General features: G+C 48.5%; 16 protein-coding genes and 1 tRNA gene. 11 read left to right on the plus strand and 6 right to left on the minus strand.

Annotated features, from left to right (window positions below; all coding sequences use genetic code 11):
* Positions 1 to 316: 316 nt before the first annotated feature.
* On the minus strand, positions 317 to 2,149 hold the full coding sequence (gene recQ / locus ACN0YN_RS05010; protein WP_417383892.1) for a DNA helicase RecQ: 1,833 nt from the start codon (positions 2,147 to 2,149) through the stop codon (positions 317 to 319).
* 116 nt (positions 2,150 to 2,265) lie between these two features.
* Positions 2,266 to 3,606, minus strand: a complete 1,341-nt coding sequence (locus tag ACN0YN_RS05015) for a DUF1501 domain-containing protein (RefSeq protein WP_417383893.1) — start codon at positions 3,604 to 3,606, stop codon at positions 2,266 to 2,268.
* A 503-nt stretch (positions 3,607 to 4,109) separates the two neighbouring features.
* Between ACN0YN_RS05015 and ACN0YN_RS05020 the strand changes: the two genes are divergently transcribed.
* Both ACN0YN_RS05020 and ACN0YN_RS05025 read left to right on the plus strand, forming a co-directional pair.
* Positions 4,110 to 5,480, plus strand: coding sequence for a class I SAM-dependent methyltransferase (locus tag ACN0YN_RS05020; protein WP_417383894.1), 1,371 nt, complete (start codon positions 4,110 to 4,112; stop codon positions 5,478 to 5,480).
* Positions 5,480 to 6,607: an NAD(P)/FAD-dependent oxidoreductase gene (locus tag ACN0YN_RS05025; protein WP_417383895.1), complete on the plus strand. Its 1,128-nt coding sequence runs from the start codon at positions 5,480 to 5,482 to the stop codon at positions 6,605 to 6,607. The genes ACN0YN_RS05020 and ACN0YN_RS05025 overlap by 1 nt, the downstream gene beginning before the upstream one ends.
* Before the next feature lie 45 nt (positions 6,608 to 6,652).
* Here the strand turns inward: ACN0YN_RS05025 and ACN0YN_RS05030 are convergent, their stop codons facing one another.
* The gene (locus ACN0YN_RS05030; RefSeq protein ID WP_417383896.1) at positions 6,653 to 8,377 is read right to left on the minus strand and encodes an FAD-dependent oxidoreductase; all 1,725 of its coding nucleotides are present in this window, start codon (positions 8,375 to 8,377) and stop codon (positions 6,653 to 6,655) included.
* Positions 8,378 to 8,567: 190 nt separating this feature from the next.
* Here ACN0YN_RS05030 and ACN0YN_RS05035 point away from each other — a divergent pair, with 190 nt between their 5' ends.
* On the plus strand, positions 8,568 to 10,088 hold the full coding sequence (locus ACN0YN_RS05035; protein WP_417383897.1) for a hypothetical protein: 1,521 nt from the start codon (positions 8,568 to 8,570) through the stop codon (positions 10,086 to 10,088).
* Positions 10,089 to 10,169: 81 nt separating this feature from the next.
* Here the strand turns inward: ACN0YN_RS05035 and ACN0YN_RS05040 are convergent, their stop codons facing one another.
* A complete protein-coding gene (locus ACN0YN_RS05040) occupies positions 10,170 to 11,084 on the minus strand; it encodes an alpha/beta hydrolase fold domain-containing protein (protein WP_417383898.1) in 915 nt (304 codons plus the stop codon).
* Positions 11,085 to 11,268: 184 nt separating this feature from the next.
* Between ACN0YN_RS05040 and ACN0YN_RS05045 the strand changes: the two genes are divergently transcribed.
* The 6 genes from ACN0YN_RS05045 (at position 11,269) to ACN0YN_RS05070 (ending at position 17,489) form a co-directional block, all read left to right on the plus strand.
* Positions 11,269 to 12,093 (plus strand): HEAT repeat domain-containing protein, encoded by an 825-nt coding sequence (locus ACN0YN_RS05045; RefSeq protein ID WP_417383899.1) that lies wholly within the window; start codon positions 11,269 to 11,271, stop codon positions 12,091 to 12,093.
* A 149-nt stretch (positions 12,094 to 12,242) separates the two neighbouring features.
* Complete coding sequence (locus tag ACN0YN_RS05050; RefSeq protein ID WP_417383900.1) at positions 12,243 to 13,373, plus strand: prolyl oligopeptidase family serine peptidase; 1,131 nt, start codon at positions 12,243 to 12,245, stop codon at positions 13,371 to 13,373.
* Between the two features lie 291 nt (positions 13,374 to 13,664).
* Positions 13,665 to 14,543: a DUF1559 domain-containing protein gene (locus tag ACN0YN_RS05055; RefSeq protein ID WP_417383901.1), complete on the plus strand. Its 879-nt coding sequence runs from the start codon at positions 13,665 to 13,667 to the stop codon at positions 14,541 to 14,543.
* A 585-nt stretch (positions 14,544 to 15,128) separates the two neighbouring features.
* Positions 15,129 to 16,085, plus strand: a complete 957-nt coding sequence (locus ACN0YN_RS05060) for a DUF1559 domain-containing protein (protein WP_417383902.1) — start codon at positions 15,129 to 15,131, stop codon at positions 16,083 to 16,085.
* Between the two features lie 122 nt (positions 16,086 to 16,207).
* Entirely contained in the window at positions 16,208 to 16,540 is a 333-nt protein-coding gene (locus ACN0YN_RS05065; protein ID WP_417383903.1) for a hypothetical protein, read from the plus strand.
* 391 nt (positions 16,541 to 16,931) lie between these two features.
* Positions 16,932 to 17,489 carry an HdeD family acid-resistance protein gene (locus ACN0YN_RS05070; RefSeq protein WP_417383904.1) on the plus strand — a complete coding sequence of 186 codons (558 nt, stop codon included), beginning with the start codon at positions 16,932 to 16,934 and terminating at the stop codon, positions 17,487 to 17,489.
* A gap of 49 nt (positions 17,490 to 17,538) precedes the next feature.
* On the opposite strand, the gene ACN0YN_RS05075 is transcribed toward ACN0YN_RS05070, so the two are convergent.
* Entirely contained in the window at positions 17,539 to 18,723 is a 1,185-nt protein-coding gene (locus tag ACN0YN_RS05075; RefSeq protein WP_417383905.1) for a hypothetical protein, read from the minus strand.
* Between the two features lie 596 nt (positions 18,724 to 19,319).
* Between ACN0YN_RS05075 and ACN0YN_RS05080 the strand changes: the two genes are divergently transcribed.
* Positions 19,320 to 21,008: an ArnT family glycosyltransferase gene (locus ACN0YN_RS05080; protein ID WP_417383906.1), complete on the plus strand. Its 1,689-nt coding sequence runs from the start codon at positions 19,320 to 19,322 to the stop codon at positions 21,006 to 21,008.
* 181 nt (positions 21,009 to 21,189) lie between these two features.
* Here the strand turns inward: ACN0YN_RS05080 and ACN0YN_RS05085 are convergent.
* Positions 21,190 to 21,263: transfer RNA gene (locus ACN0YN_RS05085), tRNA-Met, on the minus strand.
* Between the two features lie 291 nt (positions 21,264 to 21,554).
* Here ACN0YN_RS05085 and ACN0YN_RS05090 point away from each other — a divergent pair.
* Positions 21,555 to 22,700 (plus strand): sialidase family protein, encoded by a 1,146-nt coding sequence (locus ACN0YN_RS05090; RefSeq protein ID WP_417383907.1) that lies wholly within the window; start codon positions 21,555 to 21,557, stop codon positions 22,698 to 22,700.
* Positions 22,701 to 22,723: the final 23 nt, after the last annotated feature.

Raw genomic sequence — 22,723 nt, forward strand, 5'->3', positions numbered from 1 at the left:
TTTGAAAGATCCTGGATCTTTCAATGCCCGATTGGTCTGGCTGGCTGGCTACTGATGGAGAAATGCCATTTTTGCTTGCTGGCTGATTGAAATTGAAACTCAATCTCAATATGAGGATCCTATGATGAGCTCCCCTGTTCTGCAAGTTTTTCCATGATCATTTTGTGGAAAATCTAAAAAATCGGGGCTGGAAAGAGAGGTTCAGGAAGAATGATCGCGGGTTCACACACCAGATGATGGGCCGAGACTGATGGATGACCTGCTGAAGAATCGGATATGGGATGTGATGTCTAATGTGAATAATAGTAATGACTTACTAAGAATTCTTTTCTGGTTGCGAAGCGATACAGTCCAGAAATTGCTGACCAAAGTCATCGCATTTTTTCTGGCCAACTCCCCAGATTTCCAGGAACTGGGGCAGAGTCTGAGGTTTATGTCTTGCCAGTTCTCTGAGTGTGGCATCTCCAAAGACCATGTACGGTTGAATCCCTTTCTCGCCGGCGATCTGCTTACGCAGTGAGCGCAGGCTTTCGAAGAGATCCTGGTCGACACCTTTCCAGTTCAGTTGGGATAAATCGTTCTTTGCTGCCCGAGTCGAATTAGATTTACCGTCTTCCGTCGTTCGCATGAGCTGGGGAGTGATTTCACCTCTCAGCAATTTTCTCCCGGTTTCAGTAATTCGTAACTGCTGATATTCTTCTGTTTTGGTCAGGTACCCCTGAGATGTCAACTGGTTGATCCAGTTTCGGATCGTGGCGAGGCTTTCTGTTTTGAGCAAGCCATACGTGCTCAACCTGTCATGACCGTTTGCCAGGACTTTTTTATCTTTGGAGCCTTTCAAAACGGCGGCAGTGTACGATGCACCAAAATTCTGATCCTGCCGGAAAATAGAAGAGAGAATTTTCTGTCCGATGATCTGGGCATCTTCGACTTTCTGAAAGTCACCGCGACAGAGGTCACAGCCGGTTTCGCAATCCTGTTCCAGGTCCTGTCCGAAATGCTGCATCAGGTAGCGGTGACGACAGTCAAAAGCATGGCAATAGTTTTGCATCGCCTGCAGCGACTGCAGTGCACTTGCCTTTGATTCATCGGGCTGGTCTTCCAGAATCCGTTTCCAGATCATGGCGTCCTGCTCGGAGTAAAGCAGGACGCATTCTGCTTCCAGGCCATCCCGCCCTGCCCGACCGCTTTCCTGCTGATAATTTTCCAGTGATTTGGGCAAGCCCGCATGAATCACATAACGTACGTTGGGTTTATCGATTCCCATGCCGAATGCAATGGTGGCTACGATGACATCGACCCGGTCCTGAATGAAAGCTTCCTGATTTTCTGCCCGTTCTACATCCGATAAACCTGCATGGTACGGTCGCGTTTCGTAGCCGGCGTCATTCAGGGATTCACTTAACGATTCGACATCCGCACGGGAAATACAATAGATCACGCCGGGTTCACCAGGATGACGATCCAGTACCGTGCAGACCTGATTAAATCGGTCTGAGCGTCTTGCGACGGAATAATTGAGGTTAGGTCTGTCGAAAGAGCCGATCAGGATTTCCGGTTTGTTTAATCCGAGTTGCAACGCGATATCAGAGCGAACCTCTTCAGTAGCGGTCGCTGTGTAGGCATGAATGCCACACTGGGGGAAGATGTTTTTCAATTCTGACAGTTCACGATAGTGGGGACGGAAGTCGTGTCCCCACATACTGACACAATGTGCTTCGTCGATCACAATATAAGACAGGTTGATCTCCGCCAGCAGGCAGAGCATGTTTTCCAGCATGAGCCGTTCGGGAGCGACGTACAGGAGTTTGATCTTGCCGGCCCGCACATCGCGCAGTACCTGGCGAGACTCTTCCTGTTCCAGGGAACTGTTGAGGCAGGCTGCCGAGATTCCGCAGACACGCAGGGCGTCAACCTGGTCTTTCATAAGTGAAATCAGGGGGCTGACCACGACGGCTGTACCTTCCCTGCAGAGTGCAGGCGCCTGATAACAGAGCGATTTTCCTCCGCCCGTTGGGAGAACGACGAGTGAATCCCGGTCATCAAGGACGGCGGTCATCGCTTTCTGCTGCAGCGGACGGAACTCGGCGTAGCCCCAGTATTCGTGCAGTACATCCAGTAAAGCGTCATCCATTCCAGCGCGGGTCATTAGCAATTCCGTTTCATCTGTATCGTCTGATTCATGCAGTCAGCGTATCGATACATATCGTAGCGGGTTGCGCAGAAAAGCTAAAGGATGTAGTTTCCAGGTCCTGAAAAAGTGGTTTAAAATACCTCTGGCAGCGGATCGTAACCATCTACCAGATAATGGGGACGCCCTGAGAGGTCGTGAATGGGAGCTGTGGTGTAATCGATGCCTAAATGGCGATACAACGTGGCAAAGACTTCGCCGAAGTGAATCGGACGGTCTGCAACCTGGGCTCCCAGGCGGTCGGTGCTGCCGATGACTTGACCGGTTTTGAAGCCGCCACCTGCCAGCAGTCCGCCTCCCACAGCGGGCCAGTGGTCTCGGCCGCCATCCTTATTGATTTTGGGGGTCCGACCAAATTCACCCCAGGCAACTACGGCGACATCATCCGCCATGCCTCGTTCGTGCAGATCTTCAATCAGTGTCGCTAAACCCTGATCAAACTGCGGGAGATGTGTGCCTTTCAAACCACCAAAATTGTTGCTGTGGAAATCCCAGCGCCCGAAATTCAACGTCACAATCCGAGCACCTGCTTCCACGAGTCGGCGTGCCATCAGGAAATGCTCCAGGTTTCGGGGGGCCCCATCTCCAAAGTTTTTCGGATCCCCTTTTCCATAACGTTCGCGGACAGCAGGATCTTCCTGTGAGAGGTCGAGTGCATTCACGAGGCGATTTGAAGTCAGGATATTGAATACCTGCTGATTCATATCGTCCATACCCTGCATGGAACCACTGGCGTCGGCTTCGCGTTTAAACTGATCAAAGGAGGCCAGGAGTTGTTTGCGGTCATTCAGGCGTGATTCATCGATGCCGTTCAGAACCATGTTCTTACGCGAGGGACCTGAAGGGCGAAACGCAGAGTGACTGACACCCAGGAAACCAGGCAACCCGGGAGACCCATAGGGAGGATGTCCCGTGTCAGGGGCCAGTCCGACAAACGGGGGGACAGCCGGATTCGCTGGTCCCTGCAGTTTTGAAACGACTGAACCAATGGCAGGCCAGCCACCGGCAGGTTGATTTCTGGTAGTTCGTCCTGTGTAACAGATAAAGGAGTCGTGGGCACCATTGGGGGAGCCATAAACAGAACGAAGTGGAATGATTTTATCAGCGATGTTTCCCAGGCGTGGCAGATGTTCGCAGATCTGGAATCCGGGAACACGGGTATCGATCGGTCTGAACTCACCTCGAATTTCTGCAGGAGCATCCATTTTCAGGTCATACATGTCCTGGTGCGAGGGGGCACCACACATGTAAATCATGATGACTGCTTTTTGTCGTTTGCTACTACCTGATTGTGACTCTGCCTGAAGCAGTTGAGGCAGACTCATTCCGCCTAGACCCAGTGCGCCGATTTTCAGAATTTCCCGTCGCGAAACACGATCACAGAGCTTCGTCTCTGGTCCCCAGATTGACAGCATCGGTATTCCTTTCTCAAGGACAGGCAGGAGTTTAGTGGAGTTGTTGTGGTGAGCTATTTTGGTGTGGTTCAATGATCAAGAATCATTGATGTATTGGATTGTAGCACTTCCCGTCAGGGATTTCCAAGTCCAAATGCTGAAAGTGGGCCCCCCAGGGGAGAAAATCATTCGTAGTAGAATCTTAACATTTATCGACCAGCGACATCAAATCAGTGGTGAAGAACTGGGATTCGCCGAAAATCGCGGATTGCAGAAACAGTCTAACAATTCGTTAAAGTCAGGCTTTGTCCCCTGGCTTCACATCGGGTAACCAGGTTGGATTCGTAGAAAAAACAGGTACTAAATGACCGGATTCCGGTTGAGAATACCAAAAATAATTTGAAATTCTGAAGAGTCCTGCGAAAATAACTGTCAGGGTAAAGATAATTTCGAAATCGAGTACAGGGAATAGAAAGCGTTTATTTACAGAGAGATTCTGATCGTTACAGTTCGGGAGATCGAAAGTGAATCCAACAAATTCTGAAGCGACACCCAGACATGCTCCCTCTGAAAAGCAGTCCGGAGACCAGCCTGCGGGCAAGGACAGTCAGTCCATGCTGCATGAGGTTTCTGTCAGTTCTGCATCCCCAGTTCCTTCCCCCCAGTCGAAATCAACCGCATTTGACCGCTGGTTGATGCGAACGATGCTGAAGCAGGCTGGAAATCCGGAAATTGAAGTGATGTTGTGGGATCGATCTGTGATCACCACATCCCCTGCTCCCCCCCGGGCCCGTGCTGTGATTCATAATCGCAGTACGCTCTATAAAATGCTGATTGATCCGAGCCTGTATTTTGGAGATGGATACTCCCAGGGGTTGATTGAGGTAGAAGGTGGCCTGGTTGCCTTTCATGAAGCAATTGATCATGGCACGCATGAAGTAGACACCAAACACTTTTATCGAGATGGGGTACGCAGCAGTCTGGCCTGGTTAAAACGAAATACGATCGATGCCGCCCGCAGCAATATCCATCATCATTACGATATTGGGAACGAGTTTTATCAACTCTGGCTGGATGAACAACTGGCATATACCTGTGCCTATTTTGCTGATCCCGAGATGTCTCTGGAAGAGGCTCAAATTGCCAAGATGGACCACGTCTGTCGCAAGGTGGGGCTCAAGGCCGGTGATACCGTCGTAGAAGCAGGTTGTGGCTGGGGAGCTCTGGCGCTGCATATGGCCAGGTATTATGGAGTGAAAGTCAGGGCGTTTAACATTTCACGAGAACAGCTTGCTTATGCGCGCGATCGCGCCCAGCGGGAAGGTCTGACACAGCAGGTGGAATTTGTGGAAGATGACTGGCGGAATATTACCGGGAGTTATGATGCATTCGTTTCTGTCGGGATGCTGGAACATGTGGGGCTGAAGAATTATCGGCGACTCGGAGAGGTGATTGCCGGGTGCCTCAGTTCACAGGGACGTGGTTTGATCCATTCCATTGGATGTAATTCGCCGCGCACGTTGGACAGTTGGACGACACGTCGCATTTTTCCTGGCGCCCATGTACCCAGCTTAAGTGAAATGATGCTGATTTTTGAGCCTCAGAAGTTTTCCGTGCTGGATGTGGAAAATATCCGACTCCATTACGCAAAGACACTGGAACACTGGCTACAGCGTTATGAGCAGAATCTCGATCAGGTGAGAGAGATGTTTGATGAAAAATTTATTCGCACCTGGCGTCTCTATCTGTCTGCTTCCGTTGCCGCATTTCGTTCGGGGTCACTGCAGTTGTTTCAGGTTGTCTTCACAAAAGGGGACAATAATGAAATTCCCTGGACACGTGCCGCGCTGTATCCGGAAGAACGGAGACAGCCCAGACAGGGTGAGCAAACGTAATGCAATCTGAAAGCTGCGATGTACTGATTGTGGGAGGGGGGCCGGGAGGTTCTTCCTGCGCATGGGGCTTACGGGATTCGGGTCTGGACGTATTGATTCTCGATCAGGCGACCTTTCCCCGCGATAAAGTCTGTGCGGGCTGGATTACACCGGCAGTCGCTGATCTGCTGGATCTGGTTTTATCTGACTATCAGAAGTCGCATGTTCTGCAGCCGATCACCCGCTTTCGAACAGGGCTGATCGGCGGTGCTGCAGTTCAGACGGAGTTTACACAGACTGTCAGTTATGGGATTCGACGCTGCGAATTCGATGATTATCTTTTAAACCGTTGTGGAGCGAGGACGCGTCTGGGGGAGAAATTTCATTCACTGGAACGGACGGAAAACGGCTGGCTCGTTAATGGAAGCCTGCAGGCAAAAGTCATTGTAGGCGCGGGGGGACATTTTTGCCCGGTGGCCCGCTGGTTGAATCCGGAGAAACGATCTGAACATTCTGTTGTGCTCGCACAAGAAACGGAATTTCAACTGACCTCGGAGCAGTTAAAAGTCTGTCGTGTGCAACCGGAACGGCCCGAATTATATTTCAGCCCTGATTTGCGCGGGTATGCCTGGTGCTTTTTAAAAGGCGGATACCTCAATGTGGGAATTGGTCGAGAAGGAGAAAAGCAGCTGTCTGCGGCACGTGATGAATTCATTCAGTATCTGGATCATGAAGGACGTGTTCCTCAAGAGATTCTGGGGAAGTTCAAAGGCCACGCATATCGACTGTATGGCCTTGAGAAACGTACCATTGTGGACGATGGGATGTTACTGATCGGGGATGCCGCTGGTCTGGCTTCACCCCAAAGCGGAGAGGGAATTCGACCCGCAATCGAGTCAGGGCTAATGGCCGCGGATGTTTTGTTGGAATGTCAGTCCTGCTATGACTTAAAACAGTTGCAGAACTATCAGTCGAAAATCCTGGATCGGTTTGGTCCCTGGCCGGACAAACCTGCAGAAAGCATCGTGCCTGCATCCATGCGTCAGTTTCTGGGCAGACATCTGATGTCCACACACTGGTTTACCCGTAATGTGCTGCTGGGACGCTGGTTTTTACAACAGCATTTGCCGCCACTGGTACGGAGTTAAATCCGAGAACATCTTGTTTCCGTGTTGGATGCTCCCCTTAAGTTGTCAGCTCAAGCGAGACCATTCCAGTTCAATCCCCTGCTTCGAAAGCGACGTTTGAAACTCCTGAAGTTTCTCTGATGTGTTTCGGATCTGACGGGGCGTAATCTGGCCGGCGATTGCGTGAGCACAGAGCGCACCGGCAGCTTCGCCGATGGACCACTCGACCGGATGCAGTCGATAACAGCCGTTGGAGATATGGGTGGTACCAATGTTTTTGCAACCCGGGATCAGGTTCTCCACCCGTTCTGGAATCATGGCCCCCAATGGGATCTGGAAAGGGACACTCCCCATGTCGATGTAGTTGTCACCGCCGGAACTGGGGTGCAGGTCCAGATGGTAATAACCGATTCCCACGGTGTCAGAAAACGGTTTTGCCAGGAGTGGCTTGTGGTCTTTTCCCAGAGCTTTGACTCGTTCAGAGTGAGTCAGATCCTGTTCTTTAATCGTGGTTTCTGCCCGGATACGCCGTGACTCCCGGATGTAAGGATATTTGGCCAGACCGTCTGCTGTGCCTGTAATGTCACGTCGCAGTCGCAGTCCTGGCCAGCCCTGTCCTCCATCAGGCCGCGGTGCTTCCGTTTGCAGCCAATACAACAGAGACAGGCTGAGTTGTTTGGCAGCGGTGATCTGTTTCTCCCGTTCGGCGGGAGAGACATCAGTGATGTTCCCCAGCATATAATCGTTTTGAGGCCAGTTCACGACAGTGATATCACTGGTGAATGCTCCTGGGGTAAAGTTATTGCGGTCAATCATCCGACGATAGAGCCAGAGATTCAGGGAGCGGGTTTTCGGAGCGGGAGTTTCTTTTCCAGAAGGAACAAAGGAGAGTGCTTTCGGTTCCAAGGTTCGCGGCGAGGAATACGAGAGTGAGAGGATCTTACCCGACCAGGCTGGTCTCAGCGGTGGAGTATGATCTTTCCAGAAATCGTACATCGCAGGTCTGTCAATGGTATGGTCTTCCCCAGCCAGATGGTCGATAGCGAAACAGTGTGTGAACGACTGGATGTTCTGAGGATTCGCTTTTTCAGGTGCATGTGGCTCTCCCGTTTCGGTTCGGGATTCTGCACCGAGAGCATATTCTGTTTTGGTTAACGGAAGCAGGTTCCCTTCTTCGCTGGCATCAATGAAGTATTCAGCATGCAGTGTGACGGGCTGTCCTGCTCCCAGTGTCTGGCAGGTGACGGAATGGATTTTATCTGCCGATACCTCAGCAGAGAGAGGCTCTGTATTGAGTAAAAGCGTCAATTGGCCGCTACTGACGGCGGGAGCTAACATTGATTGCAGAGCCGCGATCCCGACTTTCGGTTCATGGCAGATGCGGGAAACCGAACCATTGCCCGGATTCAGGTTCGCAGTCTGCCGGGCTTTGCTGGTTAACGGATAGTGTTGTTTATAATACTCTCGAATCAGTGTTCGCAGTTTTGCATAAGATTCGGTACGTCCAAATGACTCGATCCACTGGTGCTCGTCGGGGGGAACAGCCTGTTGAGAAATCTGGCCGCCAATCCAGTCTGTCGGTTCGGTCAGAATCACACGCGCACCATTGCGGCAGGCAGCCAGGGCAGCAGCACAACCGCCCAGTCCTGCTCCGATGATGACAATATCCGCAGACAGCTCACGCGGTTCTGCAGCAGAGCAGGATCGCGATTCTAATGCCTGCAGAAAATCGAGACTGAAGATTCCTGTTCCATAGATGCCACACTGCTCTAAAAAACGTCGTCGTTGCATTTTCATGATGTTCAAGGCCGTCAAGAATAAGATTGGGGATCGGGTAGGAATAATAGAGGGAAAGTCAGATTGATTGTTTTTGTAATTATCTTAAGTATATCGTAGCTAATCTGCCAGTTGGAAGTGATAAATGAAGAGATGCGATTGTTCAGAGCGCGTATGCATTGACGCTTAATAATCAGGAATTCTTATGAAAGCTCATCAAAGTCTGCTGTTCCTGTTGCTGCTGGGAGTGCCTCGACTGATACTGGCCGCAGAATATTTTCAGTTACAGGTGATTGATTCCGAATCGAAGCGAGGCATTCCCCTGGTCGAACTGAAAACGGTCAATCAGATTCTGTATGTCACGGACAGTAACGGCATCGCCGCGATCAATGAACCCGGGTTAATGAATCGGGAAGTCTTCTTTTATGTTCGCAGTCACGGATATGAATTTCCTGCTGACGGGTTTGGATATCACGGGAAAAAAATCAAAGTCATTCCCGGAGGAAAAACCGTTCTGGAAATGAAGCGGGGCAATCTCGCCGAACGGTTATATCGCACCACGGGAGAAGGCATTTATCGAGACAGCTTGTTGACAGGGGCAGAGATTCCGATAGCACAGCCTGTGTTGAATGGGAAAGTGCTTGGTTCAGACAGCGTTGTAAATGCAAAGTTCAAAGATCGGGTGTACTGGTTCTGGGGAGATACCAATCAGCCCGGATACCCGCTGGGGAATTTTTCTGTCCCCGGTGCGGTTTCTGATTTGCCCGATCAGGGGGGACTATCGATTCAACAAGGTATCAATCTGAATTACTTTCTGGACCAGAAAGGCTTCGCCAAAAAAACATGTGATATGCCCGGACCGGGACCTACCTGGATTGATGGACTGGTCGTATTACGTGACAAAGAGGGAAACGAACGACTGTTTGCGAAATACGTCAAGATTAAGGACCTACTGACCGTCTATGAACGGGGTCTGGTCGAATTTAATGATGAGCATAAGAAATTTGAGAAGCGACAGGTGTTTGATTTCAATGCCCCCCTCTACCCGGTCGGGCATCCGGTGAAATATGAAATGGGAGGGCATGGCTATATTTTATTCGGACTGGCGGCTCCGCTGATTCGAGTTCCTGCGAGTCCTGAAGATCTGGCTGATTTGAAACAGTATGAGACCTATTCCTATCTGCAATCGGGAACAGAAACCAAAAACTGGAAAGTGGATCGGGATGATGCGGGAGAGTTACGCTATGAGTGGCGGAAGAATGTGCCTCCCTTAACGAGTGACCTGGAGAAAAAACTGATCGAACAGGGACAGATACAAGAACAGGAGAGATATTTTCAGCTGCGTGATCTTGAAACGAAGGAGCGGATCGAGATTCAGAACAGTTCGGTTGCCTGGAACGAGTACCGGGGAAAATGGACGATGATCGGATTACAGAAATTCGGGGCTTCCGTGCTGGGAGAAATCTGGTATTCCGAAGCGGCGAGTCCGCTGGGGCCGTGGAAGTGGGGACGGAAAGTTGTCACGCATGACAAATACAGTTTTTACAATCCGAAACAGCATCCTCTGTTTGCACGGGAGAAAGGACGTCTGATTTACTTTGAAGGCACGTATACTGCCCTGTTTTCCGGAAACGAAGTCAAGACGCCGCGCTATGATTACAACCAGATCATGTATCAGCTGGATCTGGCAGATCCACGGCTGGCAGCTGAACTGTTTGAGAGGTGAGACTGTTGTTGGGAAATAAAAAAACACAGAGACGAAATCGATAGACTCGTCTCTGTGTTCTGGTTGTATTCAGGGGCAGGCTCAGGAATCTTTATTCAAAAGCTTGTCCATCAGAAATTCGTCTGAAGTCGCATATTTCTTCGAGCTCGAAACTCCAGGGATTAACAGATGACACTCGGTTCCGACTTTGTCCGCCTTCTCTTTCATTTTGACGCCATACACGGGGTGGTGAATTCCGTGGCTCGCGTTTTCTGAAGGCAGCTTCATGTTATTGCCGTAAGTCATCAAAAGTGGCGGATCATCGGCGGTCAGGTGGTTGTAGGGTGAGAACTCCTTGTACAGCGCTTCGTGCTGTTTGTAATTCTTCATCACTTCGTCCATGCTTTTTCCGCCGACCGATTTATAGATCATCGCATGCTTGAGGACGTTGGGGCCGAGCCAGGGTTCGATTACTTTCGGATCAATCGAAGTCTGCCCGGCTCCTACGGCAGCGGCTGTGACACGGGTGGACTCCCGCAGGACAGGATCTTTGGCCTGGGGATCTGCCATGTCGTCATGATATAAAAGCCACATGGAAGTGCAGGCACCGGCACTGCCGCCGGTTAAAGCGATACGTTCTTTATCAATGTTCCATTCACCGGCTTTGGAACGAATGAACTGAATGGCGCGAGCGGCATCATGGACGGGAGCGGGAAGCGACGCTTCACCCGTTAAGCGGTAATTGATCGAAGCAAAGGAAATCCCTTTGTCAAGAAAAGGCTGGATGTTTCGCACCCGGTCTTTATCGCCGCCAATCCAGCCGCCACCATGAATGTAAACCAAAAGCGGGCGTGGTCCGTCTCCTTCTGCCTGCCAGAAATCGAGCTTGTTCATCTTGGAAGGACCGTAAGAGACATCTGCCTGTGTTGGCGGAGGGTTCTTTGGTTTGTCGGCTGCGAAGATCGCAGAAGAGGAAAGAGAGACTGTCAGCAGTAAGGAAAACAGGAGTCGCAGCATGTTGTTGTATCCTTTGCATATAGTGAAATGTGATAAAATGATTCAAAATGTTTCTCATGAAACCAATCGAACTCTATTATATCGGAATCAAAGTGAATGTGTATGCCGACCGGATTAATTTGCGAATGGCATGTCTAAGATTAGACCGGGGCCTGTTTCATCCGTTTTAAAAAAATTAGCTGATATGAGTTCACTCAACGATCGCCAGTTATTGAAAACGTTTTTTGCAGAGAAGATCCCTCAACAGACAGAGTCGGGCATCAATTTCGTAAAAGCAGAACGCCTTTTTCGTAAGTTGCAGATTGAGTCTATCAAACATGTACTCGAGCGATTTGATCAGCTCGATTTCAAAAGTCAGCAGGTCGCGGCGATTATTTTTAGAGAATTTGAAGTTGTAAAGTCCCTGCCGATACTGTTTCAGGGATTGTATTCCCGGGATTCTTCATTACCAGGACTCTGTGGAAGTGCAATCGGCTCGATTGGTGGAGATCAGGTTCTCAAAAAGTTACTGAAGTTACTGTCGAAGCATTCTGAGATCAGAATTCATTACCATGTTTTATATGCACTCAAATGGATTGATAAACTGAGTGTAGATGCTGCCCGGATTATGACTGAGCGATTCTGTGAGATTGCATTGAATGGTCCCTCGGCTGAAGTTGTCACTGACTGGGACCACCGGGAAGCAGACGGTTGCCGGGGGATGGCGGCGGAGGGCCTGAGTCATTCGCTGGATTACCTGGATCGGCGGACAAAAGATTATCGACACGGAGTCAAGGTGTTGATCAGTTTGCTGACTGACGATTCCGCAGAAGTGCGAGGTGATGCTGCTTATTCTTTAGGGTATCTCAACGAAAAACGGGCGTTGGAGCAGCTGGCCTTGCTGGTTGAAAGTGATTTTGAGGTCTGTCCCGGAATTGGTACCGTATCCTCGATTGCAGCCGAATCAATCGAATGGATTCGGCTGCATCACAAACTTCAAGGTGGAGATAACGACACTTTTCAAAAGTAATTCAGTTCGTGACGGGAGTGGTTTCTTTTGCTGTTTTGTCAGGTTAAGATACGTGTGTGAGTTTTTGATTAATCAATTTAGCGCCCAATAGACATGCTTCAGTGGAGTATCGAGAGATGAAATCTGTGAGTTACTGTGGAATCGTGTGCATGCTTTTGTTGGTTTGTGTTCCCTGCTCTGACGCGGGTGAGAAATCAAAGAGCTCCGATTCGGACAAAGCACAGCAACTCTGGAAGCAGATTGCACCCTACTTCACACCCGCGGAAGAATTCAAAGGTGATCTGGGCAATTTTCAAAGCCCATTGAAATTCTATGATGGTCGTCCTGTGAAGACACCAGAAGACTGGCAGGCACGCCGACAGGAAATTCTGAAGACCTGGCACCAGAAAATGGGCGCCTGGCCTCCGGTCAATGAACATCCCAAGGTGGAGTATCTGAAACAGGTAGAACGGGAAGGTCTCACTCAATACACGGTCCGTTTTGATATTGCGCCGGGACATCCTAATACCGGTTATCTGTTAATTCCCCCCGGAGCAAAGCCGGATCACAGCAGGCCTGCTGTTCTGGTTGTCTATTATGAACCGGAGACAGGAGTCGGCCTGAAGGGGGAGAATCGTGACTTTGCGCTGCAACTGGCAAAACGGGGATTCGTGACATTTTCTGTCGGCCATGATTACTCACTCTATTACCCCAATCGGGAAGCGGCTGTAATTCAGCCACTCTCTGCATTGGCGTATGGCGCAGCGAATGCCTTTCATGTTCTGGCAAACCGAAAAGAAGTCGATCCTGACCGGATTGGAATTGTTGGCCATTCCTATGGTGGTAAATGGGCGATGTTCGCTTCCTGTCTGTACGACAAATTTGCGTGTGCCGCCTGGTCGGATGGAGGGATCGTGTTTGACGAAAGCCGTCCCAGTGTCAATTACTGGGAACCCTGGTATCTGGGTTATGAAGGCCCTGATTTTCGCAAACGCGGTTTGCCGACCAAAGAGAATCCCCGCACCGGTTTGTATAAAGAGCTCATCAAAGAGGGACACGATCTCCACGAACTGCATGCTTTGATGGCACCTCGCCCCTTCCTGGTTTCGGGGGGGGCTGAAGATCAACCAAAACAGTGGCGGGCTTTGAACCACACAATCGCCGTGAACAGCTTTCTAGGTTACGAAAACCGCGTGGCGATGACCAACCGCGAAAAGCATGCCCCTAATCCTCAGTCTAATGAGCAGATGTATCAATTCTTTGAATACTGGCTCATGCCGCATCAGCAGCAATCAAATTAAGAAACGGCAAACATATGCCTAATCTTAAATGTGTTCTGCAACTGCATTAAGGTCCCCCTCAATGCGTTCTGAGCGATTTCACTCTTGCTCGATTTGAAGTAAATATCTGCTGTTACTGTAGATAAGTTTTGACTGATCAAAAATAAGTAAAATTTAATTAGTAGTGATAATTAATTTTACATTATGAATACATGAGTTTAGAATTCAGGATATTTTGGTAGGAATATCTTCGCCGCCAGCTGCTCGAGCGGGCTTGAGTTCCTCTACCCGTACTTTTGTATCAGGAGCAGAATGATGAATTTTACTGGATCGGTTAAAAGAAAAAGAGGTTTTACTCTGATTGAGCTATTGGTTGTGATCGCGATTATTGCGATTCTGATCGCCTTGCTCTTGCCTGCGGTACAACAGGCGCGCGAAGCAGCCCGGCGCAGTTCCTGTAAAAATAATCTGAAGCAAATCGGATTGGCTTTGCATAACTACCACGACACTCACCGCGTCTTTCCTCCCGGTCGAGTTGAATCAAGTCTGCTGGGTTTCGGGACTATGATTTTACCCTTCCTTGATCAGGCAAATTTATATAATCAGATCAGTGCCTCCGGTGCTTTTGATACTACGGCAACTTCCACAAACGTCCGCTGGTATGGCGTGCCCGCCATGGCGACCACAGGTAATCCACCTTTAGCGAAAACGACGATTACCGTATATAATTGCCCTTCCGATCCTATGGGCGGGATCAATACCGAGATCAGTGGTTATGGTAAATCGAACTATGTGGGTACACGTAGTGCAGCAAATGCAGCAGACACTGCAGATATCCCTGCTTCTTTCTACGAAAACTCAAAACGTAGAATTCGCGATTATACCGATGGACTCTCTAATACGATTCATATCGGCGAAAAGACAACCAATGGAACTCCGAATGGAGCACTCTGGGTTGGTTCAGCGAGTACAGAAATTGCTCATATTGTTGCCAGAGTAGATCGCTACACTAACGATACCGAATATATCATCAACGGTAATTATGCCTGGACCATCAGCAGCATGCATACTGGTGGTGCTCATGTTTTATTAGGCGATGGTACGGTACGGTTTCTGAGTGAGAACATGAGTGTTCGTACCTGGGCTGCCTTGGGAACCATTTCAGAAGGTGAAATTATTGGTGAATTTTAGATCGTAACATAGTTCACTGTAGCGACTCTCAATTGATGAGATTCGATCCAATAAAGTTAAACTGCAAGCTAATTGCTTATTGAATTCTTTCTGCCCGTTAACCTCTGTCAGGTTGACGGGCTTTTTTTATTAATGAAGCTTTCTGTCTTGAGTTGCTTGAAACCATGCCGGAGTGAATCACATAATTATTTTTGATTGTTTAGAAAAGGCTTGCCTCTAATCAGATCTTCTCAACCAGGAATTTAAAGAAAAAAACGAAATTCTTAAGATCCTGACGCATATTTACCAACTGAGTGGGTCTATAAAGCACAGGATGTAATTTCTTTGGGAATTAACTTTGTTTCGAAACAGATCTCCCGAATCCTGGTTTAATAACTTGAGCAGACTTAGATTTGCTTTCAGTCTGAACACCTTTTAGTATATATAGATGATAATAACCTTCCCATCCGCCTCCTGAATCATTTTATCCCCTTGCTCCCGCCAGAGTTTTAATCTCGTAGAGTTGTTATCAGAGTTGTGATGCGCACGGTATGCATGCAGCCTGAATTTATATTTTTTTTGTTATCACCTTTGGAGATTTTCGGAATGATAGACAGCACTCGGTCTAAGAGGCGTGGTTTCACGCTGATTGAATTATTAGTCGTGATTGCAATCATCGCAATTTTAATTGCACTTCTGTTGCCTGCAGTTCAGCAGGCTCGCGAAGCCGCCCGTCGTTCAACGTGTAAAAACAATCTGAAACAGATCGGACTGGCATTACACAACTATCATGAAACGCATTCCTGCTTTCCTCCCGGTGGAATCGGCTGGACTTTTACGGCGACCTCTTCAGATAACCCACAGCTCAACAGCATGGGGCCAATGGTGATGATTCTGCCTTTCATGGATATGGCGAATCTCTATAACCAGTTTGATTTCAAACTGAGTTATGCCAACCCTGCAAATGTCGGACTGGCGGCGAATATTATTCCGACCTATCTGTGTCCCTCCTACTCAGGAGAAACAGTTATTTCCGAACACGGATACCGAGGCTGGAATACCAGTACCAAAAAAGCGATCACAAACTATCTGGGTGTTGGCGGTTATGCTTCGACTGGTTCCCAGGTGGGAATCAGAAACAGTACCAGTCTGCCGGCAAATCAGCGAGGTATCTTCTGGCCAAACAGCAATACCCGGATGCGGGATATAACCGATGGGTCTTCCAATACGTTTATCTTTGGTGAATTTCGACCTTCGATCATGTCTGAGGTGGGTTGGGGATCAAATGGAGCATGCTATGACAATCGCTGCAGCCCCTGGGTACGCGGAATCACCCTGGAAGGCAGTGGTGCCGTCAAAGTCATGCGGTACGGACCAAACCAGGTCTTTCCCAAGAATGCATATGCAAGTGACTGGACGATCCTGCCTTTCAGTTCGCAACACGTGGGTGGGGTTCATATGCTGAGTGCCGACGGCGGTGTTGGGTTTATCAGCGAAAACATTGACATCAACAACTGGCGCTATCGTGGCAGTATGGCTGATGGTCAAGTGCTGGGAGAGTAATGATGGAGCGTTCAACTTTACAGAAACTGATTCCGATTGTGTTAGTTTGCTTTTCCCTTCCCGGCTGTAGCGGAGGCCCGAATGACACCCCTCCATTAGCTCCGGTAACTGGAGTCGTGACCATGGATGGCAAGCCTCTGACGAAAGGCAACGTTCAGTTCACTCCCGATAAAGACAAGGGGACAACCGGACGAATGGCTTTGGGAAAGATTAACGAGGATGGGACCTTCGAATTAATGACCATTACAAGCGGTGATGGTGCTCAGGTAGGCCATCATCTGGTCTCAATTGAGAGTTATGAAACATCGGCGTTTGACCCTAATCAACCGGTCAACCAGACTCCCAAGTCACTGATTCCTCTTAAATATGCCGACCCGAAAAAAAGTGAGATGACAGCTCAGGTTAAAGCGGGTGAGGAAAATAACTTTACTTTCGAACTGAAAAGCAAACCTTAGTCTTTTTGTGACTTACATTAGAAACGCCGCTTCTCCCTTACCCGGGAAAGCGGCGTTTTTTATTTTTTGATGGTTTGATTCAGGAAAAATGGTAAAGTTGAAGTGAAGAAACCAATTCTGACACTGCCGACCATTACTGTTTAAACATGAGTACAACAGGGCCGTCTTTTGAGTATGATCGGTTTAAAAACTACTTTATGTTTTTTCTTCAGGAGAGGCAACACACCTTCCGAGTAAGTATGTTGCAGCATCAGCTGACTTTTAAATACATCTCAATCTGCTTTGTTTAAGTTATCAGCAGAACAGAATTTTCTGAAACGTACAGGGAGTTCTGCAATATGAATATTCGATTTAATCCTCACTCAATCACTTTACCTGAAGCGAGATTCCAATGGATCAACCTGCCCTGCCTGCGATCAAAGACTTTAAACTGACTGGAATCATTCTCTGTGTGATCGGTGTGATTTCTCTGCTCGTACCGCTGATCACCGGTATCGCCGTCGTTTATATCATTGGTGCCTTTTTACTGCTGGGGGGGATTTTTTATGTTCTGCAGGCGATGCAGATGGGGGATATTGCAGGGAAAACTTTCCATGTGATTCTGGGAGCATTGATTATGTTCGGCGGACTCGCGCTCCTGTTCCATCCCTTTTATGGACTGAGTTTGCTGACCTTGATGATGGCAATGTTCTTTGTCTTTGAGGGAGTCTGGAAAATACTCATGTCCCTTAGTATCCGTCCTGCAAACGGTTGGGGACGGATTCTTTTCAGTGGATTGATCTCATTACTTCTGGGCGGTCTGATCTGGGGCGAATGGCCTGTTTCCGGGATGTGGGCTGTAGGTACCCTGGTGGGTGTCGATTTTCTGCTGACCGGATTTTTTCTGATCAGTCTTGCCAATCAGGCGACGGGGGGCGACTCCGAACCTTCCGACACCATCGATGTCTAGTCCAGAGCCGCTCGACGTGAATTCAATTCCCGACTCTCAACAGTTCCCACTACGGCTTGGGAGGGAGTGCGGGAACTGCGGGAGGCGCAGCCGGTTTCAGGACTTTCACGTCTGTCTTGGATTGATCCTGTCTGGGAAAGCTTTTGCTTCCCAGTTGAGCTGTGTGGTCGGGAGACATCCGATTACGGTAGATTACCAGGCCATCAATGGCGTGATACAGGGCTGAGTAATCGACGGGTTCGTCTTTGTTATTGATGATATCATTTGCCAGCAGGGAAATAGCTTTCCGCACCCAGTCTTCATTTAGACGATCATCGGGAAGTGCCATCATCAGGAATTCCAGAGTGTGACCTGTTGTCTCCAGACGTTCCTGGAAATTTTTACTCGCGCTTTTCTGGAAGAAGTAATCATAAGAAAATGAGCCATCAAAGTTCTGCATTGCTTTGGCTTCTTCGATGTAGCGTTTGATTTTCTGATCTGCTTCCAGCCAGTAACTACTCAGGCGTTGACCTGAATTCTGAAATGTGTTTCTGGCATAAGCCAGGGCAAATAATGCGTGTGTTCCACCACAGGCTGATTCATTCGACAGAGTGGCATTCTGCATGTAAACAATATCATCCATACGCCATTCTTCCCCGTTTTTGTCCTCCCAGACAGCATCAGGGCCGAGATAATGGACCAGTCCCCAGAGTGACCAGGTGACTTCTTCGTTCTCCTGCATCTCTTTTTTTGCGTTCTCGACGATATCAGCAACTGTGATGGGGCCGTCGGGAGTCTGGAACTGATGGTCTAATGGAACATCAGCCATGGCGAGAATTGCCAATGACTGGTTTTTATGCCCCTCAAAAGCATTGGATTTGGTATAGGGGTGAGCACGTCCGCCGAACTCGGTTTTCTGGAACCAGGGTTCATTGTCGAAGGTGGGACCAGAAGAAATCCACTCCAGCGCGTTGACGACTTTTCCATCCTTTTTGATCTGATAGTCTTTCCGGAATGCCAGCATCCCATGATAAATTTCCCAGGGGGAATGCTCTTCTGATGCCAGATAATGCTGACGGGCTATCTCAATGGCCTGTTCTACTTTGGGCAGAAGTTCTTCTGGGGTTTCCAGGTTTTCCATGCCGGTAATTTGGGGAGCAGGACTGGTAGTTCGTTCCGTTTCACTGCATCCGAAGGTTAAGAGACTGCTGCAGCACAGAAGTACCAGAAGGCAAAGACGCACGGTAAAGTTCATGATTGTATCTATTCCAGGGATAATACAAGTATAGAGGATAATTGGGGATACGTGCCGTTTATAAGGGATTCTGTAAAACGGGCTGTCTGAAGTGAATGTACCATGTAAAATTACGGAAGTAAATCAAATATGTTGTGTAAAGTCTCCAAGTTGTTGGTTCTGAGCTGCTATTTCGACCTTTAGAGGGTTTGAAACCCGGGTTGAAATGAAACCAGGCTCCTGTCCCGGGAAATAGCTCACCAAAGCTTATGCGGTAGCCGCTCTGACACACCAGGTCTCGCCGGCTGGCTGGAGACAAACTGAAATTTGAATGAAACGTCTTTCCGGATCGAAATCAGGTTCTGTGTATCGGACTGTTTACACTGCTTTTGACCTGTTAAGCATCCGTGACAGTCTGATCTGAGGATTGAATTCAAGAACGGGTTGATCGTCATAAATACAGTGTGAAATCAATTGAATAGAGGAAAGGTATAGTAATTGCTTCTTCTCTCTATTTGGTTTTCAAACTGCTGATGCTGAATGAATCTAAGTCATTCAAAGTTTCAGTGTCGCATTAAGTGAGATCTCTTATTGAATCATAAAGCAGGAAATTCCGGGTGGACAAAGTATCTGCAGAAACATCTTCGCTCGAAACTGAAGAACCAAAGAATGACACCCAGAGTCCCGATTCCAGTCAGGAGACTTCGGTCTCGGTAGTCGTCTGGTTGGCCGTTTGCATCATTATCATTGCCGGGATCATGCTTCGGTCAAACTTACTGGGCTTATTGTTTCTTGATTATGATGAAGCAATGCATTTTCAGGCCGCACGTGCGACGAATCTTGCTGATGTGATACAGGCGAGTCGCATCTACACTCATCCCCCCTTGATTTTTCTTTTTTATCATTATTGGCTGATACTGGGCGATTCTGAATGGTTGTTGAGATTGCCCTCCCTGCTGTTTTGTATTCCAGCACTGGTATTTGGTTTCTTGTGGCTGAAGGAACTGCTGGGACCACGCGCTGCGCTGGTGGGACTGGTGTTTCTGACTTTTTCGGTTCCCATGATTACCTTGAGCGTCGTCATGCGTGGTTATACATTGATGCTCATGTTTTTTTTCGCTGCGTTGTATTTTCAGGAGCGTTTTTTTCGGAAGCAGACTCTGTCTACATTGATTGCGAGCGGGATCTGTCTGGGACTGGCGATGTTAACCCATTATGCCACTGCCTGGTTTTTGCTGGTGATCGGGCTGTTAGCCACGATGCGGGTTCTCTCCGGATCACTTTCAAGACGCTCGATACTCAGTTGGGTGGTATTACAGTGCTCCTTAATCGGATTGTGTGTTGGGTTGTATCTGTTACATGTTAAAGGTTTTGTCAACAGTCAACTTCAGGAGGAATTATGGGATGTCTGGTTGAATTACAGTTCGGTTGATCAGGCAAAATTTGGTCCAGTTGCGCAGGCACTCTTACATGCAGCAGAATATCTTAAATACGTCGCAAGCATGAATCCGGTCCTGATGGGCTGTTTATTGCTGGTAGGGGCTTTTGTGCTGTTATTAAAGGGGTATCGGGATACTGGATCAAAATGGATTGCCGTTGAGCGATTTATGATTGTAATACTGCCTGTGGTGATAGCTGCATTGTTGTTTCACTATCGCATCTATCCTCTGGGTTATACCAGGCACTCAATCTGGCTGATCCCATTCACAGCGGCAGGATTTTCTGCTGCTGCTTATCCATTACTGCGTCGCCCAGGAATAATCCGCTCAGCATGCTGTATATTTCTGGTAGCCTCCTGGGTTTATCTCTACCCTTATGAGATGGTCCGGAAACAGGAAACAACTCAGACGCCTGCCATGGCACGAGAGGTGGTTTCCTTATTGAAAAGTACTATTCCTGCCGGTTCGCTGATCATTACTGATGATAGTACGAGAAATGTGCTGGAGTATTACCTGATTGGGAGAGGTCATTCTCAGATGAAACCTCTCAAGGGAGGGTTTACAGAGTTTCAGATGGGTGACTATCGTGTAATCACAGTACCGAAGTTCCACTTTAACTTATATGACTTTAAAAATGATTGGGATAACTTCCAGCAGGTGCTCGGCGAAGACGCGACAAAACCACTTTGGTTGGCTTATATCGGCTTCAAGAATCCGCTGAATACACCGCAGAGGTTATTTAGTAATTTCCCGCCTCGTAAAGTGCTCGAAAAGGCAAACTATCGAGACAACTATATGTTCAAGTTAGAGTTCATCGCACCGGGAGCGGATTCCCCAAAAGCCGACGCTGTATCACTTTCTGATTAATCAATCGGCCGAGATTCTGCCACAGAAAATGGCTACGGTGACATTCATCGTTGAAACTTCGTTGCTGCGGAGATTCTATGATTCAGATGGAGTGGACAGATACTGGAAACGAAACAATGCCTGAACCTTATTGATAAAGTTCAGGCATTGTTAATAATGCAGTGTCTTCCTATGACACAAGTAGCGGTGGAGGGATTCGAACCCCCGACACGCGGATTATGATTCCGCTGCTCTAACCGACTGAGCTACACCGCCAGATTAAGACACCCACTGGCATTGCCAGAGAGGGCTATCCTACAAAATATTCGACTTCAGTAAAAGTCATTTCTCAGTGCTAACTTGCTTAGGTATCTCACTTTATAGGTGAAATACGCTTTGAGAAGTCGAAAGCTTAACAAATTCCTGTTTGATCGCAAGTCAACCGCCACTCTCATCCTGAAATGCCTGCGAATTTCGTTGATTGTGATGCATTTCCCGGGGCGATATACTCATTTTCTGGTTTTTAACTGAAATCAGACAAACCCGGATCTGGAGTGGCTCAACAATATGAAATATCTGGCTCAACTTCTACTCTTACCAATCATTTTGCTGGTTACACTCCCCTGTTCTGCTGAACAAAACCAGCAGGAATCGCCCCCCGCTCTGAATCCAGTGACTCGGACAACGGTGTTTGAACGAGGTGAAGCCGGCTATTATGGGTTCCGTATTCCTGCTTTACTGACTACTCCTGAGGGGACACTGCTCGCTTTTGCAGAGGCTCGTAAGAACAACTTAAATGACAGTGGCGACATCGATCTGGTTCTCAAAAGGAGCCAGGATAAAGGCAAGACCTGGTCTGATTTATCGGTGATCTGGAATGATGGTGAAAATACCTGCGGTAATCCCTGCCCTGTCGTGGATCAGTCGACGGGCCGCATCTGGTTGCCTTTAACCTGGAATCATGGCAAAGACCATGCAAATCAGATCAGAGACCAGTCAGGCCAGGACACACGTCGCGTTTATATGAGTTATTCCGATGACGACGGAGTCACCTGGAAGCAACCTTATGAAGTCACTGAGTCGACCAAGAAACCGGAATGGACGTGGTATGCGACGGGCCCCGGGAATGGAATTCAGCTGACCCAGGGAAAATTCAAGGGACGTCTGGTCATTCCCTGCGATCATAACGTCACGCAACAGGGAAAAGTGATACGCCGAGCGCATGCTATTTTTTCAGACGATCATGGAAAAACCTGGGAGTTTAGTAAGCCGATCGGAGAAAAAACAAATGAATGTGCTGTCGTGGAACTGGCTGATGGCCGGTTACTAATGAATATGCGAAGCTATCACGGTAAAAATCGCCGTGCGATCGCCTTTTCCGATGATGGTGGTATGACATGGTCTGATGTGACACTGGACCAGGCATTGATCGAACCGGTCTGCCAGGCGAGTCTGATTCGCGCCCGGTTCCCCGATTCCGATAAGAAAGGGCAGATTCTATTCAGCAATCCAGCCAGTAAAAAACGTGAGAAGATGGTTGTGCGACTGAGTGAGGATGAAGGAAAATCCTGGACTGCAGCACGACTGGTGACCCCCGGTTCTGCCGCTTATTCGAGCCTGGCTGTTGTCGAGGAGGGAGTCATAGGTCTGCTCTATGAGCGGGATGGCTACAAGTCTATCGAATTTGTCTCCTTTAAACTTGCTGATTTTTAATCATTTATACGGGTGGAGCTTCC

This window comes from Gimesia sp., from assembly GCF_048260065.1.
Lineage (GTDB): Bacteria > Planctomycetota > Planctomycetia > Planctomycetales > Planctomycetaceae > Gimesia.

Excerpts from the sequence above, each read along its gene's own strand:
- recQ (WP_417383892.1), bottom strand. The coding sequence starts at position 2,149 with ATGACCCGCGCTGGAATGGATGACGCTTTACTGGATGTACTGCACGAA.
- ACN0YN_RS05015 (WP_417383893.1), bottom strand. The coding sequence starts at position 3,606 with ATGCTGTCAATCTGGGGACCAGAGACGAAGCTCTGTGATCGTGTTTCG.
- ACN0YN_RS05025 (WP_417383895.1), top strand. The coding sequence starts at position 5,480 with ATGCAATCTGAAAGCTGCGATGTACTGATTGTGGGAGGGGGGCCGGGA.
- ACN0YN_RS05030 (WP_417383896.1), bottom strand. The coding sequence starts at position 8,377 with ATGCAACGACGACGTTTTTTAGAGCAGTGTGGCATCTATGGAACAGGA.
- ACN0YN_RS05035 (WP_417383897.1), top strand. The coding sequence starts at position 8,568 with ATGAAAGCTCATCAAAGTCTGCTGTTCCTGTTGCTGCTGGGAGTGCCT.
- ACN0YN_RS05040 (WP_417383898.1), bottom strand. The coding sequence starts at position 11,084 with ATGCTGCGACTCCTGTTTTCCTTACTGCTGACAGTCTCTCTTTCCTCT.
- ACN0YN_RS05045 (WP_417383899.1), top strand. The coding sequence starts at position 11,269 with ATGAGTTCACTCAACGATCGCCAGTTATTGAAAACGTTTTTTGCAGAG.
- ACN0YN_RS05050 (WP_417383900.1), top strand. The coding sequence starts at position 12,243 with ATGCTTTTGTTGGTTTGTGTTCCCTGCTCTGACGCGGGTGAGAAATCA.
- ACN0YN_RS05055 (WP_417383901.1), top strand. The coding sequence starts at position 13,665 with ATGATGAATTTTACTGGATCGGTTAAAAGAAAAAGAGGTTTTACTCTG.
- ACN0YN_RS05060 (WP_417383902.1), top strand. The coding sequence starts at position 15,129 with ATGATAGACAGCACTCGGTCTAAGAGGCGTGGTTTCACGCTGATTGAA.
- ACN0YN_RS05065 (WP_417383903.1), top strand. The coding sequence starts at position 16,208 with ATGGATGGCAAGCCTCTGACGAAAGGCAACGTTCAGTTCACTCCCGAT.
- ACN0YN_RS05070 (WP_417383904.1), top strand. The coding sequence starts at position 16,932 with ATGGATCAACCTGCCCTGCCTGCGATCAAAGACTTTAAACTGACTGGA.
- ACN0YN_RS05075 (WP_417383905.1), bottom strand. The coding sequence starts at position 18,723 with ATGAACTTTACCGTGCGTCTTTGCCTTCTGGTACTTCTGTGCTGCAGC.
- ACN0YN_RS05090 (WP_417383907.1), top strand. The coding sequence starts at position 21,555 with ATGAAATATCTGGCTCAACTTCTACTCTTACCAATCATTTTGCTGGTT.